The following is a 13139-nucleotide window of genomic DNA, read 5'->3' as shown; positions in this document are numbered from 1 at the left end:
GAACCGTGCTTTCAAGGTCACAGACGTCTTCGGCACCAAACCTCGGGGCCTTTAGAGAATGATCACGATCTGGTGAGTAACAATCAGTGCAATTCGGACACGCGGTCGATCATTCGAAGATCGAACGGTTTCGGTCCGCGTCGCAAAGCGTCCGAAAGTGGCCGTATCGACAAAGTGACCGTTTCTGTCGGGCCCGGGAGCGGTGCCGTGGAACACAAAGGCGTGTGGGGCGGTCGACGACCGCCCCACACGCCCATGACGTACTCAGTGGAACCTCAGGGTGACTGCGGCCCCCTGCGCTGCGGCAGCGTCACCACCGACGCGTCGCCCGGACCGGCCGGCGGCAGCCCCGCCACCTGCGCCAGCAGATCGCACCAGGACGCCAGGTGCGCCCCGGCGTCCGGCACCCCGCCCAGCCCCTCCCGGGGCGTCCACGACGCCCGGATCTCGATCTGCGAGGCGGACGGCCGCGCCGACAGCCCGCCGAAGTAGTGCGAACTCGCCCGCGTCACCGTGCCGCTCGGCTCGCCGTACGTCAGCCCGCGCGCCTGCAGCGCCCCGGTCAGCCACGACCAGCACACCTCCGGCAGCAGCGGATCCGCCGCCATCTCCGGCTCCAGCTCCGCGCGCACCAGCGTCACCAGCCGGAACGCACCCCGCCACGCGTCGTGCCCGGCCGGGTCGTGCAGCAGCACCAGACGCCCGTCCGCGAGATCCTGGTCGCCGTCGACCACCGCCGCCTCCAGCGCGTACGCGTACGGCGCGAGACGCTGCGGAGGGCGCGTCGGCTCCACCTCCACCTGCGGCCGCAGCCGCGCCGCCCGCAGCGCGTCGACCGCCGCACGGAACGGCAGCGGGGCGGCGTCCGCCTGCCGGTCGCCCTCCCCGGCCCGCTCCGCGACGTTCGCGTCCTCGGTGTCCTCCGGGTCCTTCGGGTCCTTGGGTTCGTCCATTCCGCCAGTGCCGTCCGACAGTCGTCCCTGAGCCGCAGCCATGCGGGGAAGGTTAAGGGGAACGGGGGCCTCGCGCAGGGCAAGACACCCGGTGGCGTGATGTACGCGGTGTACGCGGAGGACGACGAGGCCGCGGCGACCGCCCCGGCGCCCGTGGCCACGCCCGCCGCGGGGCCGTGCGAGACTTTCCGTCGTGAGTGCCAACCCCAGCCCCACGGGCAAGCAGCCGACAGCGACGTACGAGTCAGCCTTCCTCAAGGCGTGCAGGCGCGAGCCCGTGCCGCACACCCCGGTCTGGTTCATGCGGCAGGCCGGGCGCTCCCTGCCGGAGTACCGCAAGGTGCGCGAGGGCATCCCGATGCTCGAATCCTGCATGCGGCCCGAACTGGTCACCGAGATCACCCTGCAGCCGGTGCGCCGGCACGGCGTGGACGCGGCGATCTTCTTCAGCGACATCGTCGTCCCGCTCAAGGCCATCGGTATCGACCTCGACATCAAGCCCGGCGTCGGCCCCGTCGTGGAGCGGCCGATCCGCACCCGCGCCGACCTCGACCGGCTGCGCGGCCTCACCCCCGAGGACGTCCCCTACGTCACCGAGGCGATCGGCATGCTCACCCGGGAGCTGGGCGGCACACCCCTCATCGGGTTCGCGGGCGCGCCGTTCACCCTCGCCAGCTACCTCGTGGAGGGCGGCCCGTCCCGCACGTACGAGAACGCCAAGGCGATGATGTACGGCGACCCCGAGCTGTGGGCCGACCTGCTCGACCGCCTCGCCGACATCACGGCGGCCTTCCTGAAGGTGCAGATCGAGGCCGGCGCCGACGCGGTCCAGCTGTTCGACTCCTGGGTCGGCGCCCTCGCCCCCGTCGACTACCGCCGCTCGGTGATGCCCGCCTCCGCGAAGGTGTTCCGCGCGGTCGAGGGCTACGGCGTGCCGCGCATCCACTTCGGCGTCGGCACCGGCGAGCTGCTCGGGCTCATGGGCGAGGCCGGGGCGGACGTCGTCGGCGTCGACTGGCGCGTCCCGCTCGACGAGGCGGCCCGCCGCGTCGGCCCCGGCAAGGCGCTCCAGGGCAACCTCGACCCGACGCTGCTGTTCTCCACCACCGAGGCCGTCGAGGCCAGGACCGCCGAGATCCTGCAGGCGGCGGCGGGCCTGGAGGGCCACGTCTTCAACCTCGGCCACGGCGTCCTGCCGTCCACGAACCCGGACGCGCTGACCCGGCTCGTGGAGTACGTGCACACCCGGACCGCCCGCTGACCCACCCGGACCGCCCGCCCGCTCACCACGGGTGACGGGGCCGCGCCCGCCTGCCGAACAGCAGGCCGCGCGGCTCCGGCGGAGGCGGGGTGCCCGGCCGCAGCGGCCAGGCGGTCAGCATGCCGGCGAGGAAGCCGACGACGTGCGCCGCGTACGCCACGGTGCCCGCGCCGGACACGCCCCCGCCGGAGGAGTACACCGCCTGCAGCACGAACCACAGGCCCAGCACGATCCAGGCCGGCAGCCGCAGCGGCAGGAAGATCAAGAACGGCACCAGCACCCACACCCTGGCCCTCGGATACAGCACCAGATAGGCGCCCAGCACCCCGGCGATCGCCCCGGAGGCGCCGATCAGCGGCTGGGACGAGCCGTCGTTGAGGAACGCGAAGCCGTAGGACGCCGCGTAGCCGCAGACCGCGTAGAACAGCGCGAAGCGGAGGTGGCCCATGCGGTCCTCGATGTTGTTGCCGAAGATCCACAGGAAGAGCATGTTGCCCAGCAGGTGCAGCCAGCCGCCGTGCAGGAACATCGCCGTGAGGACGCTCAGCTCCGGCGACTTGTCGTAACCCGGCGGGCCCACCACGCAGCCCGGCCCCCGCGGTCCCAGCCCGACGTCACCCGTCGGCACCAGGCCCGGCATCCGATGGTGGATCAGCTCGCGCGGCACCACCGCGTACCGGCCCAGGAACTCCTGGAGGTGGCACAGCTGGGCCAGGCCGCTCTCGCCCGTGAGGGACCCGGCGACGCCGGGCGTGAACACGAACACCAGGATGTTCGCCACGAGCAGCGCGTACGTCACCCAGGGGGTGCGCCGCGCCGGATTCACGTCATGGACCGGGATGACCACACACCACTGGTGCCCGCGTCGCCGACGGCGAATCGGCGCGGTCCACCCCGACGCGTCCGCCGGGCGGACCTCAGGTGCCGGCGTCCTGGACCTTCTTGGCCGCCTTGCGGGCCGCCACCAGCACCGGGTCCCACACCGGCGAGAACGGCGGTGCGTAGCCCAGGTCGAGGGCCGTCATCTGTTCCGCCGTCATCTGGGCCGTGAGGGCGACCGCCGCGACGTCCACGCGCTTGGCGGCGCCCTCACGGCCCACGATCTGCACGCCCAGAACGCGGCCCGTGCGGCGCTCGGCGAGCATCTTCACCGTCATCGGCGAGGCGCCCGGGTAGTAGCCGGCGCGGCTCGTCGACTCGACGGTGACCGCCTCGAAGCGCAGGCCCACCCGGCGGGCGTCCTTCTCCCGCAGGCCGGTGCGCGCGATCTCCAGGTCGCACACCTTGCTCACCGCGGTGCCCACCACGCCCGGGAAGGTGGCGTAACCGCCGCCCACGTTGGTGCCGATGACCTGCCCGTGCTTGTTGGCGTGGGTGCCGAGCGCGATGTGCCGCTGCTGCCCGGACACCAGGTCCAGGACCTCCACGCAGTCGCCGCCCGCCCAGATGTCGCCGTGCCCGCGCACCCGCATCGCCCGGTCCGTCAGCAGCCCGCCGTGCCCGCCCAGCGGCAGCCCGGCCGCCGCGGCGAGCGAGGTCTCCGGGCGCACCCCGATGCCGAGCACCACCACGTCCGCCGGGTACTGGGCGTCCGCCGTCAGCACCGCGCACGCCCGGCCGTCGTCGTCCGTGCGGACCGCGGTGACCTCGGCGTCGTTCACCATCGTGATGCCGAGGCCCTCCATCGCCTCGTGCACCAGCCGGCCCATGTCCGGGTCCAGCGTCGACATGGGTTCGGCGCCCCGGTTGACGACCGTCACCCCGTAGCCGCGGTTGATGAGCGCCTCCGCCATCTCCACGCCGATGTACCCCGCGCCGACCACCACCGCGCGACGGCCACGCGCGCGCGTCAGCGTGTCCAGCAGCGCCTGCCCGTCGTCCAGGGTCTGCACCCCGTGCACACCCGGCGCGTCCACACCGGGCAGATCCGGACGCACCGGCCGCGCACCGGTCGCGATCACCAGCTTGTCGTACGGCGTCCAGGACTCGGCGCCGGATTCGACGTCACGCGCGCGTACCCGCCCGCCCGCCACGTCGATCTCCGTGACCTCGCTGCGCATCCGCAGGTCGATGCCCCGCTCGCGGTGCTCCTCGGGCGTCCGGGCGACCAGCCGGTCCCGCTCGGGGACGTGACCGCCCACCCAGTAGGGGATGCCGCACGCCGAGAAGGAGGTGAAGTGGCCGCGCTCGAACGCCACGATCTCCAGCTCGCCGGGACCCCTGAGACGGCGCGCCTGCGACGCCGCGGACATCCCCGCGGCGTCGGCGCCGATCACGACCAGACGCTCTCTCGTACCCCTCGCTCGGCTCATGCCCATGCGAACACGCTACGGGAGCAGCCCCTTTCGGCCCGCGCGGGGCCGCTCAGCCCTCCTGCCGCGTCCCGTCGCCCGCGGCCTCGGCGCGCGAGGGCCCCGGCGCCGTGCGGGCCGTCGGCAGCGCACCCGGCCCGACCGGTGCCCCCGGCACGGACTCGGGCTCGCGGCGCGGCAGCCTCGGCCGTACCAGCCGCAGCCACACCAGGGCGAGCAGCGCCGCCGCGGCGGCGAACGGCAGCACCGCGCCGAGCGCCACCATGAGCCAGCGCAGCATCGTCACGAACGCGTCCCAGCCGCCCGCGAGCGCGTCCACGAAACCGGGGTCGTCGTCCTTCGCCGCCTCCTTCACCGGCTTCTGCGACAGCGACAGCGTGATGGTGGCCAGGCTCGTCCGGTCCTTCAGCGACGCCTGCTGCGCGAGCAGCGACTCCAGATCGGCCTGGCGGGCGCTCAGTTCCCCCTCCAGCGTCACCACGTCACTGAGCTTGGTGGCCCGGTCCATCAGCTCCCGGATCCGTGCCACGCTCGCCCGCTGCGACGCGATCCGGCTGTCCACGTCCACCACCTGATCGGTGACGTCCCGCGCCTTCGCGGTCCGCTCCAGCAGCTTGCCGGCGCCCTCCAGGCCGGCGAGGACCGCCTCGTACCGGCCGACGGGCACCCGCAGCACGACCCGGGTGTGCTCGTGGCCCCGCTCGTCGGCAGTGGTGGTCTCGCTGCCCACGTAGCCGCCCGCGTCCTCGGCGGTGGCCCGTGCCCCGTCCAGCGCCTTCGCCACGTCCTTGACCCGCACGGACAGCGAGGCGGTCCGGATGATGCGGTTCGGTTTCACCGGGGTCCCGGGCGCCGTGCCGGCCTCGGCGCCGTCGGCCGCGCCGCCGCCGGGCGCGCCCTCCTGCGCCTCGGCCCGCGCGTCGGCCTGCGCACCGGCGGCCTTGTCGGAGCCGCTGGAGTCGGAGCCGCCGCCGCATCCGGTGAGTGCGAGGCCGGCGGCCAGCAGCAGCCCGGCCAGGGCCCGGACCGGTCGGGTGGAACGTCGTACGTGCATGCGAGCCCCCAGGGTGGTGACGACTGACGCCTCTACGACGCCCGGGCCGCCCCGGACGTCGGCGCGGAACGGTTCCGAACAGGTCACGGTCGGGACTCGGCGGACCGACTGCTCCCCGGGGGCCGGAGCCGGTGGCCCCGGGAGCCGGACGGCCCTGCCCGGCTGTCGGTGCCGTTTGAGAGGGTGGAGCCATGAGCGGATCACGTACGGGCCCCGGTGACGTCGTCGTCGTCGGGGCGGGCATCGCCGGTCTCGCCGCCGCCCACCGGCTGCTGGACCGCGGGGTGCGGGTCACCGTCCTGGAGGCCTCCCAGCGCGTCGGCGGCAAGCTGCTGCCCGGCGAGATCGCGGGCGTCCGCGTCGACCTGGGCGCCGAGTCGATGCTGGCGCGCCGCCCCGAGGCGGTGGACCTCGCGCGCGAGGTGGGCCTCGCCGGCCGGCTCCGGCCGCCCGCCACGGCGACGGCCTCGATTTGGACCCGCGGCGCCCTGCGCCCCATGCCCAAGGGCCACGTCATGGGCGTGCCCGGCGCCGCCGCCGCCCTGGCCGGCGTCCTGTCCGACGAAGGGCTCGCCCGCATCGGGCGCGACGCCGACCTGCCGCGCACGGAGATCGGCGACGACGTGGCCGTGGGGGAGTACGTCGCGGCCCGGCTCGGCCGCGAGGTCGTCGACCGCCTCGTGGAACCCCTGCTCGGCGGGGTCTACGCGGGCGACGCCTACCGCCTCTCCATGCGCTCGGCCGTCCCGCAGCTGTTCCGGGCCGCCCGGACGCACACCTCGCTCACCGAGGGCGTGCGCGAGATCCAGGCGAAGGCCGCGTCCGGCGGGCAGGGCGGGCCGGTGTTCATGGGCATCGCCGGCGGCGTCGGGAGCCTGCCGCTCGCGGTCGCCGAGTCGGTCCGGGCCCGCGGCGGCGCCGTCCTGACCGGCACACGCGTGACGCAGCTGCGGCGCGCCGCGGACAGCGGGTGGCGCATCGTCGCCGGGGACCGGGAGCTGCGCGCCGACGCCGTGATCGTGGCCGTGCCCGCGCCCGCCGCCGCCGCGCTGCTGCGCGCCGAGGCACCGGCCGCCGCGGCCGAGCTGAGCGCCGTCGAATACGCCTCCATGGCCCTGATCACCCTCGCCTACCGCCGTGCGGAGGCCGATCTGCCCGAGGGCAGCGGCTTCCTCGTCCCGCCCGTCGACGGGCGCACCATCAAGGCGGCCACGTTCGCGTCCCGCAAGTGGGGCTGGATCGCCGACGAGGACCCGGACCTGCTCGTGCTGCGCACCTCCGTCGGCCGGTACGGCGAGACGGAGATCCTCGGCCGCGACGACGACGACCTGGTGGCCGTGGCCCGGCACGACCTGCGCGAGGCCACCGGCCTCACCGCCGCCCCGGTCGCGACCCGCGTCACCCGCTGGACGGACGGCCTGCCCCAGTACCCCGTCGGCCACCACGCGCGCGTGGCCCGCGTCCGCGCGCACGTCGCCGCGCTGCCCGGCCTCGCCGTGTGCGGCGCGGTCTACGACGGCGTCGGCATCCCCGCCTGCGTCGCCGGCGCCCGCGCGGCCGTCGACCAGATCCACGGCGACCTGCGCGCCGTGCGGCAACTCACCGCCGACCCGGTGCAGAGCCTGCACGGCGGAGCAGGAGAATGAGGGACATGAGTGACGACGCCACCACCCCCGCCCCCGACCGGATCCCGAACAAGGGCAAGCTGGCCAAGGACCTCAACGAGGTCATCCGCTACACCCTCTGGTCCGTCTTCCGGCTGAAGGACGCGCTGCCCGAGGACCGCGCCGGGTACGCCGACGAGGTCCAGGAGCTGTTCGACCAGCTCGCCGCCAAGGACGTCACGATCCGCGGCACGTACGACGTGTCCGGGCTGCGCGCCGACGCCGACCTCATGATCTGGTGGCACGCCGAGACCAGCGACCGGCTCCAGGAGGCGTACAACCTGTTCCGCCGCACGAAGCTGGGCCGCGCGCTCACCCCGGTGTGGTCGAACATGGCGCTGCACCGCCCCGCCGAGTTCAACCGCTCCCACATCCCGGCGTTCCTCGCCGACGAGACGCCCCGCGACTACGTCAGCGTCTACCCGTTCGTGCGCTCCTACGACTGGTACCTCCTGCCGGAGGAGGACCGCCGCCGCATGCTCGCCGACCACGGCAAGATGGCCCGCGGCTACCCGGACGTGCGCGCCAACACGGTCGCCTCGTTCTCGCTGGGCGACTACGAGTGGATCCTCGCCTTCGAGGCCGACGAGCTGTACCGCATCGTCGACCTCATGCGTCACCTGCGCGCCTCGGAGGCCCGCCTGCACGTCCGCGAGGAGGTCCCGTTCTACACGGGCCGCCGGAAGTCCGTGTCCGAACTGGTCGCCGGGCTCGCCTGATCAGGGCGCGACCGGCAGCGCCCCGGACCGCCTCACGCGGTCGTCCGGGGACGCCGGACGCGGCTGCGGGCGCGGTGCGCACGCCGCGCGCCGCACCGGGAGGCGGCCTTCCAGCAGGTACGCCTCCAGGTGCCCGTTGACGCAGCGGTTCGGGCCGCCCGCGATGCCGTGCGTGCCGGCGTCCCGCTCGGTCACCAGCACCGAGCCCGCCAGCCGGCGGTGCATCTCCAGGGCGCCCTGGTAGGGCGCGGCGGCGTCCCGCTCGGCGGCCAGGATCAGCACCGGCGCCAGCTCGCCCGGCCCGGTCCGCACGTCCAGGGGCTGCTGCCGGGGCGCCGGCCAGAAGGCGCACGGCAGGTTCGTCCACACGTTGTCCCACGTCTCGAAGGGCGCCGTGCGCGCCAGCCGGGTGTTGTCCCGGTCCCACACCCGCCAGTCGGTCGGCCAGGGCGCGTCGTTGCACTCCACGGCCGTGTAGACGGCGGTGCTGTTCTCCGCCTCGGTCGCCGCCTGCGTGCCCCCGTCGCCGTCGGCGGGCGGCGCCGCCTGCTCGATCAGCGGCTTCGGATCGCCCTTCACGTAGGCGGACAGCGCGTGCGCGCGGTGCGGCCAGAAGTCGTCGTAGTACCCGGCCTGCAGCATCGCCCCCTGCAACTGGCCCGGCCCGACCTTCCCGCCGGCCGGCTCCGCCGCGAGCCGCGCGCTCGCCCGCTCGTAGCTGAGCTGCACCGCGCGCGGGGTGGCGCCGAGCCCGTACACCGTGTCGTGCCGGGCGACCCACTCCCGGAAGTCCGCCCAGCGGTCCTCGAACGCCGCCGACTGGGCGAGGTTGTTGCGGTACCAGATCTGCTCGGGGTCCGGGTTCACCGCCGCGTCGAACACCATCCGCCGCACGTGCCCGGGGAACATCGTCGCGTACAGCGCCCCGAAGTACGTGCCGTACGACGCCCCCATGAACGTCAGCCGCCGCTCGCCCAGCGCTGCCCGCAGCACCTCCAGGTCGCGGGCGTTGTTCAGCGAGTGGTAGTGCCGCAGCGCGCCGCCCGTCCGCTGCGCGCAGCCCCGCGCGTACGCCCTGGCCCGCGCGATGCGTTCCCGCTTGTACGCCTCCGAGGGGTGCGCCGGGGCGGGTGCCGGACCCTTGAAGAAGGTCCCGGGGTCCTCGCAGGACAGCGGCGCCGACCGGCCGACGCCGCGCGGGGCGTAGCCCACCAGGTCGTAGGCCGCCGCGACGCGCTTCCACTCGGGCAGGAAGCCGATCAGCGGGAAGGGCAGGCCGGAGGCGCCCGGACCGCCCGGGTTGTAGACCAGGGCGCCCTGCCGGGGCACCTCGCGCCCGCTGCGGCCCGGGTCCTTGCGGGTGGCGCGCACCCGGCTGACGGTGAGCCGGATCTGCCGGCCGTCGGGGCGCGCGTAGTCGAGCGGAACGGTCACCGTGCCGCACCGCATGCCGCCCGGCAGGTCCCGCGCCTCGGGGCACGCGCCGAAGTCGACGCCCCGTGCCGCGGCGCGCGCGGCGGCCACCGCGGTGCCGCGCTGCTCGGCCGCACCGGCCGGGCCGTCCGCCGTGCCGCCCGCCGGGGCGGCGGCGACGACGGTGAGGAGCAGGGCCCCGGCGGCCGCATGGACGGCGGCAGCTCTCATCGCGTATCCCTTCGATGCACGGCAGTGACAAAAGGGATGTTTGGTTCGGCTGGTGGGGAAGGCAAGCACCGGGTGCCGGTGTCGCCGCCGACACCTCTGTGCGCCCCCGGCGTGCCCCGGGCGGCTCAGCCGCGCCGCGTGGCGTGCTCCCCGAGGTTCAGTCGCGCCACCCGGCGGCCGGGTGGCCCGGAAGGTCGGGCCGTTGCGCGCAGCGGGCATCACGGCCGTTTCCGCTCCGGGCGAGGTGGTGTGCGCGCTGTGGGGGTACGGCCCCTGCCCGCGCCGCCCGTAGGGTCACCGCCGCAGCAGCGCCCGCCGTGCCGCCCGTGCCAGGCGGACCGCCGGTCGCCGGGAGCGCGGCGCGGGGCCCGAGCGCTCCAGCCACCACTCGCGCAACTCCCTTCGCGCACCGGCCTGTTCGGGCCGCCCGGCGAGCAGCAGGTGCTCCGCGAAGTCCAGCGCGTCGCGCCGGTAGCCGCCGGTCATCGGGCGCCCCTGGGCGTACGCGAGGAAGGCGGGCCGGTACGCGTCACCGAGGATCTCCGGCAGCTCCGGCGCGACCTTGGCGACGACACCGGCCCGCTTGGCGGTGAGCGCCCGCGCCTGCACCCCGAGCCGCACCCGGTCGAAGCCCTCGGGCGCGGGCGTCCCGGCGACCAGCGCGGACAGCAGCGCCGCCTGCGCGAGGCCGAGCCGCTGGCGGGCCCGGGGGCGTTCCTGCCCGGCCGCACGCGGCGCGGAGCCCTCGGCCGGTGCCGCCGCGCGCGCCGGGGCGCCCTGCTCCACCGCCTCCCGGACGGCCGCCAACTCCCGCCGCAGCTCGGCCGGTTCGGGAAAGTTCTCGTCCCGCTCCAGGAGCACGCCGGGCGGGGTGACCCGGGAGGCGAGGTCGGCCAGGATGCCGAGGACCGGCCGCGGGACGGGGTGGGCGTGGCTGTCGTGCCAGACACCGTCCCGTTCGAAGCCGCCCGCGACATGGACGTAGGCGATGGCCTCCAGCGGCAGTTCGGCGAGTGCCCGGGCCGGGTCCTCGCCGCGGTTGACGTGATTGGTGTGCAGGTTCGCCACGTCGATCAGGAGCCGCACCCCGGTGCGGTCGGCGAGCTCGTACAGGAACTGCCCCTCGGTCAGCTCCTCGTCCGGCCAGGAGAACAGCGCCGCGATGTTCTCCACGGCCAGCGGCACGGGCAGCGCGTCCTGGGCGACGCGGATGTTCTGGCACAGCACGTCGAGGGCGTCACGGGTGCGCGGCACGGGCAGCAGGTGCCCGGCCTCCAGGCGCGGGGAGGCGGTCAGCGGCCCGCCCGCCCGGACGAACGCGATGTGCTCGGTGACCAGCGGCGACCCCAGTGCCTCGGCGCGCTCCGCCAGCGCCGCCAGCCGGTCGGCGTCGGGCCGGTCCGCGCCGCCGAGGCCGAGCGAGACGCCGTGCGGGACGACGGTCACGCCGCGCTCGCGCAGCCGCAGCAGCGACTCGGGTAGATGGCCGGGGCAGACGTTCTCGGCCACGACCTCCACCCAGTCGATGCCCGGCATGCGCTCCACGGCGTCCGCGATCTCCGGGCGCCACCCGATCCCCGTGCCCAGTCGTTCCATGGTCCCCTCCTCCACCGGCCCGCCGGCCGTCCCCCCGGCCCCCCGGCCGCTCCCGGACGCGCCGGGCCGCCCCCTCGGGCGTGACGGGGGTATGGCCCCGGCGAACGGGACCGAACCCCCTGGGGGAGACGTTCAGAGCAACATTTGAGGTTCGCCGGGACGGGAACGCGGGGGCGTGTCAGCGCAGCGCCGGGTGGTCGGCGACGACCGTGCAGGAGCCGGGGGCGACCTCGGTGTAGCCGGCGTCCCGGACCACCGGCAGGCCGCTCGCCGTCAGGCGCCGCCAGTCGGCCTGGGCGGCGGTGCGCACGGCGAGCGGGAAGCCCGCGTCGCGCCAGGCGGACCGCTCCCCGTCGGGCAGTTCCCACCAGGCGAGCTGGGCGCCGTGCCCGGCCTGCGCCATGGCCTTGCCGGCCGACATGCCGAGGCCGGGGCTCATCCACAGCACCGGCGCGGCCGGGTCGGCCGGGACCGGCGGCTCCGGGTCGTCCAGCTCGGTGCCGGACACCTGGAGCCGGGCCAGGTCCTTGGGCCAGCCGTCCAGCGGGACCGGCGGGAAGACCCGCACCTCGGCGGACTTGCCGGTCACGGTGATGCCGGGCAGCGCCCCGGCCCGCCGCCACTCGGCGCCGCGCGCCCGGCGCACCACCTTGCGGATCCGGGCGTCCTGCCAGTGCCGCATCGCCCGCGCCCACGCGCCGTCGCCCGAGGACCGCTCGTCGCTCAGCATCACCAGCACCGCGCGCGCCGCGGTCTCCAGGGCGTCGGTGCGCGCCGGGGGAGCCGCCCGCTCGATGCGGACGACCAGCGGCAGCACGTACTGGGGTGCCAGGTCGCGGTCACCGGGCTCGGCGCGGAAGGGGCTGCCGGTCGCGGGCGTCGGTTCTTCGCTCACGCCCCCAGTCTGCCAACCCGGCAGCCGCGCGCTTCACCCGGAGCAGGCCGCGCGCCGGGCCTCCCGCCCCTCGCGGACGGCCCTGGTACGACTCCGGGCACTCCGCCGGCTCCCCGGCACAGCGCCCGGCCCCGCACGCCCCGGGCCCGCTCAGCTTCCTCCGGCGACCGCCGCGCCGATCAGCTCCGACACCTTCACGAACCGGTAGCCCGCGCGGCGCAGCTCCGGCACGATCACGCGCACGGCCCGCTCCGTCGCCGGGGCGGCACTGCGCGTGCAGTGCAGCACGACCACCGACCCGGGCCGTACGCCGTCCAGCACCTGCCGGGCCACCGCGTCCGCGTCCGTGGCGAACGCGTCCCCGCCCACCACGTCCCACTGCACGGCGGTGACGCCCGCCGCCGCCAGCGCCCGCAGCGCGCGCCGGTCGTAACAGCCGCCCGGGAAGCGGAAGTACGGCATCGCGCCCGGCACCCCGGCCCCGCGGAACGCCGCGTAGGCCCGCTCGACGTCCGCGCGCATCCGCCGCGCGGGGAGGACCGGCAGGCCGTAGCAGTCGCCGGTGAAGGCGTAGTGGCTGTAGGAGTGGTTGGCGATCTCGAAGAGGCGGTCCCGGCCGAGGGAGCGGGCCTGGTCCGGGTACTGCTCGGCCCACCGCCCGGTCATGAACACGGTCGCGGGCACCCTCAGCGCCCGCAGCGTCTCGATCAGGCGTGGATGGTCGAAGCGTTCGCCCGCCGCCGCCCGGGGCCCCTGGCCGGCGGTCATGTCGGCGTCGAAGGTGAGGGCGACGGTCCGGCCCCGGGTGCGCGGGCCGTGCTCGAAGACGGGGGTGAGGCCCGCGGGGCCGGGCGCGAGCGTCGGGGGCCCGGCGGGCGCGCCGATGGGCGGGTGGCTCGGCGGGACGGGTCCGGGCGCCTCGGCGGTGCCGCACGCGGCGAGGGCGGCGGCCAAGAAGCAGACGGCGGTGACGCCGCGTACCGATGTGATCACCGTATGAAAATAGGCGCGGTGATCGCGTCATCCGTCGGACATGCGCGC

Annotated in this window: 11 protein-coding genes; 3 read left to right on the top strand and 8 right to left on the bottom strand. The window is 75.4% G+C overall.

Translation table 11 applies throughout. The features are described from left to right. Nucleotides 1–275: 275 nt before the first annotated feature. Nucleotides 276–995, bottom strand: coding sequence for a DUF3000 domain-containing protein (locus AB0M97_RS02405; RefSeq protein ID WP_365958815.1), 720 nt, complete (start codon nt 993–995; stop codon nt 276–278). A gap of 151 nt (nt 996–1146) precedes the next feature. Here AB0M97_RS02405 and hemE point away from each other — a divergent pair, with 151 nt between their 5' ends. Further along, on the top strand, nt 1147–2214 hold the full coding sequence (gene hemE, locus AB0M97_RS02400; protein ID WP_365958814.1) for a uroporphyrinogen decarboxylase: 1068 nt from the start codon (nt 1147–1149) through the stop codon (nt 2212–2214). 22 nt (nt 2215–2236) lie between these two features. Here the strand turns inward: hemE and AB0M97_RS02395 are convergent, their stop codons facing one another. The 3 genes from AB0M97_RS02395 to AB0M97_RS02385 form a co-directional block, all read right to left on the bottom strand. Next, nucleotides 2237–3061: a rhomboid family intramembrane serine protease gene (locus AB0M97_RS02395; protein WP_365958813.1), complete on the bottom strand. Its 825-nt coding sequence runs from the start codon at nt 3059–3061 to the stop codon at nt 2237–2239. Nucleotides 3062–3131: 70 nt separating this feature from the next. Next, on the bottom strand, nt 3132–4532 hold the full coding sequence (locus AB0M97_RS02390; RefSeq protein ID WP_365958812.1) for an FAD-dependent oxidoreductase: 1401 nt from the start codon (nt 4530–4532) through the stop codon (nt 3132–3134). Between the two features lie 46 nt (nt 4533–4578). After that, on the bottom strand, nt 4579–5580 hold the full coding sequence (locus AB0M97_RS02385; protein ID WP_365958811.1) for a DUF4349 domain-containing protein: 1002 nt from the start codon (nt 5578–5580) through the stop codon (nt 4579–4581). A gap of 191 nt (nt 5581–5771) precedes the next feature. Between AB0M97_RS02385 and hemG the strand changes: the two genes are divergently transcribed. Both hemG and hemQ read left to right on the top strand, forming a co-directional pair. Beyond that, nucleotides 5772–7226, top strand: coding sequence for a protoporphyrinogen oxidase (gene hemG / locus AB0M97_RS02380; RefSeq protein WP_365958810.1), 1455 nt, complete (start codon nt 5772–5774; stop codon nt 7224–7226). A gap of 5 nt (nt 7227–7231) precedes the next feature. Continuing rightward, nucleotides 7232–7963, top strand: a complete 732-nt coding sequence (gene hemQ, locus AB0M97_RS02375; RefSeq protein ID WP_365958809.1) for a hydrogen peroxide-dependent heme synthase — start codon at nt 7232–7234, stop codon at nt 7961–7963. Here the strand turns inward: hemQ and AB0M97_RS02370 are convergent, their stop codons facing one another. The 4 genes from AB0M97_RS02370 to AB0M97_RS02355 form a co-directional block, all read right to left on the bottom strand. Continuing rightward, nucleotides 7964–9607, bottom strand: coding sequence for an alpha/beta hydrolase (locus AB0M97_RS02370; RefSeq protein ID WP_365958808.1), 1644 nt, complete (start codon nt 9605–9607; stop codon nt 7964–7966). It abuts the gene before it with no gap. Nucleotides 9608–9901: 294 nt separating this feature from the next. Continuing rightward, entirely contained in the window at nt 9902–11203 is a 1302-nt protein-coding gene (locus tag AB0M97_RS02365; protein WP_365958807.1) for a DUF692 domain-containing protein, read from the bottom strand. 178 nt (nt 11204–11381) lie between these two features. Next, nucleotides 11382–12098, bottom strand: coding sequence for a peptidyl-tRNA hydrolase (locus AB0M97_RS02360; protein WP_365958806.1), 717 nt, complete (start codon nt 12096–12098; stop codon nt 11382–11384). Between the two features lie 150 nt (nt 12099–12248). Beyond that, entirely contained in the window at nt 12249–13091 is an 843-nt protein-coding gene (locus tag AB0M97_RS02355) for a polysaccharide deacetylase family protein (RefSeq protein ID WP_365958805.1), read from the bottom strand. Nucleotides 13092–13139: the final 48 nt, after the last annotated feature.

The organism is Streptomyces sp. NPDC051207 (assembly GCF_040682395.1).
In the GTDB taxonomy this organism is placed as follows: Bacteria; Actinomycetota; Actinomycetes; order Streptomycetales; family Streptomycetaceae; genus Streptomyces.
Note: the sequence above shows the minus strand (reverse complement) of the source record. Positions and strands in the feature narration are given on the sequence as shown.

Coding starts and splice junctions, on each gene's coding strand:
- AB0M97_RS02405 (WP_365958815.1), bottom strand. CDS start 995: ATGGCTGCGGCTCAGGGACGACTGTCGGACGGCACTGGCGGAATGGAC.
- AB0M97_RS02390 (WP_365958812.1), bottom strand. CDS start 4,532: ATGGGCATGAGCCGAGCGAGGGGTACGAGAGAGCGTCTGGTCGTGATC.
- AB0M97_RS02385 (WP_365958811.1), bottom strand. CDS start 5,580: ATGCACGTACGACGTTCCACCCGACCGGTCCGGGCCCTGGCCGGGCTG.
- hemG (WP_365958810.1), top strand. CDS start 5,772: ATGAGCGGATCACGTACGGGCCCCGGTGACGTCGTCGTCGTCGGGGCG.
- hemQ (WP_365958809.1), top strand. CDS start 7,232: ATGAGTGACGACGCCACCACCCCCGCCCCCGACCGGATCCCGAACAAG.
- AB0M97_RS02370 (WP_365958808.1), bottom strand. CDS start 9,607: ATGAGAGCTGCCGCCGTCCATGCGGCCGCCGGGGCCCTGCTCCTCACC.
- AB0M97_RS02365 (WP_365958807.1), bottom strand. CDS start 11,203: ATGGAACGACTGGGCACGGGGATCGGGTGGCGCCCGGAGATCGCGGAC.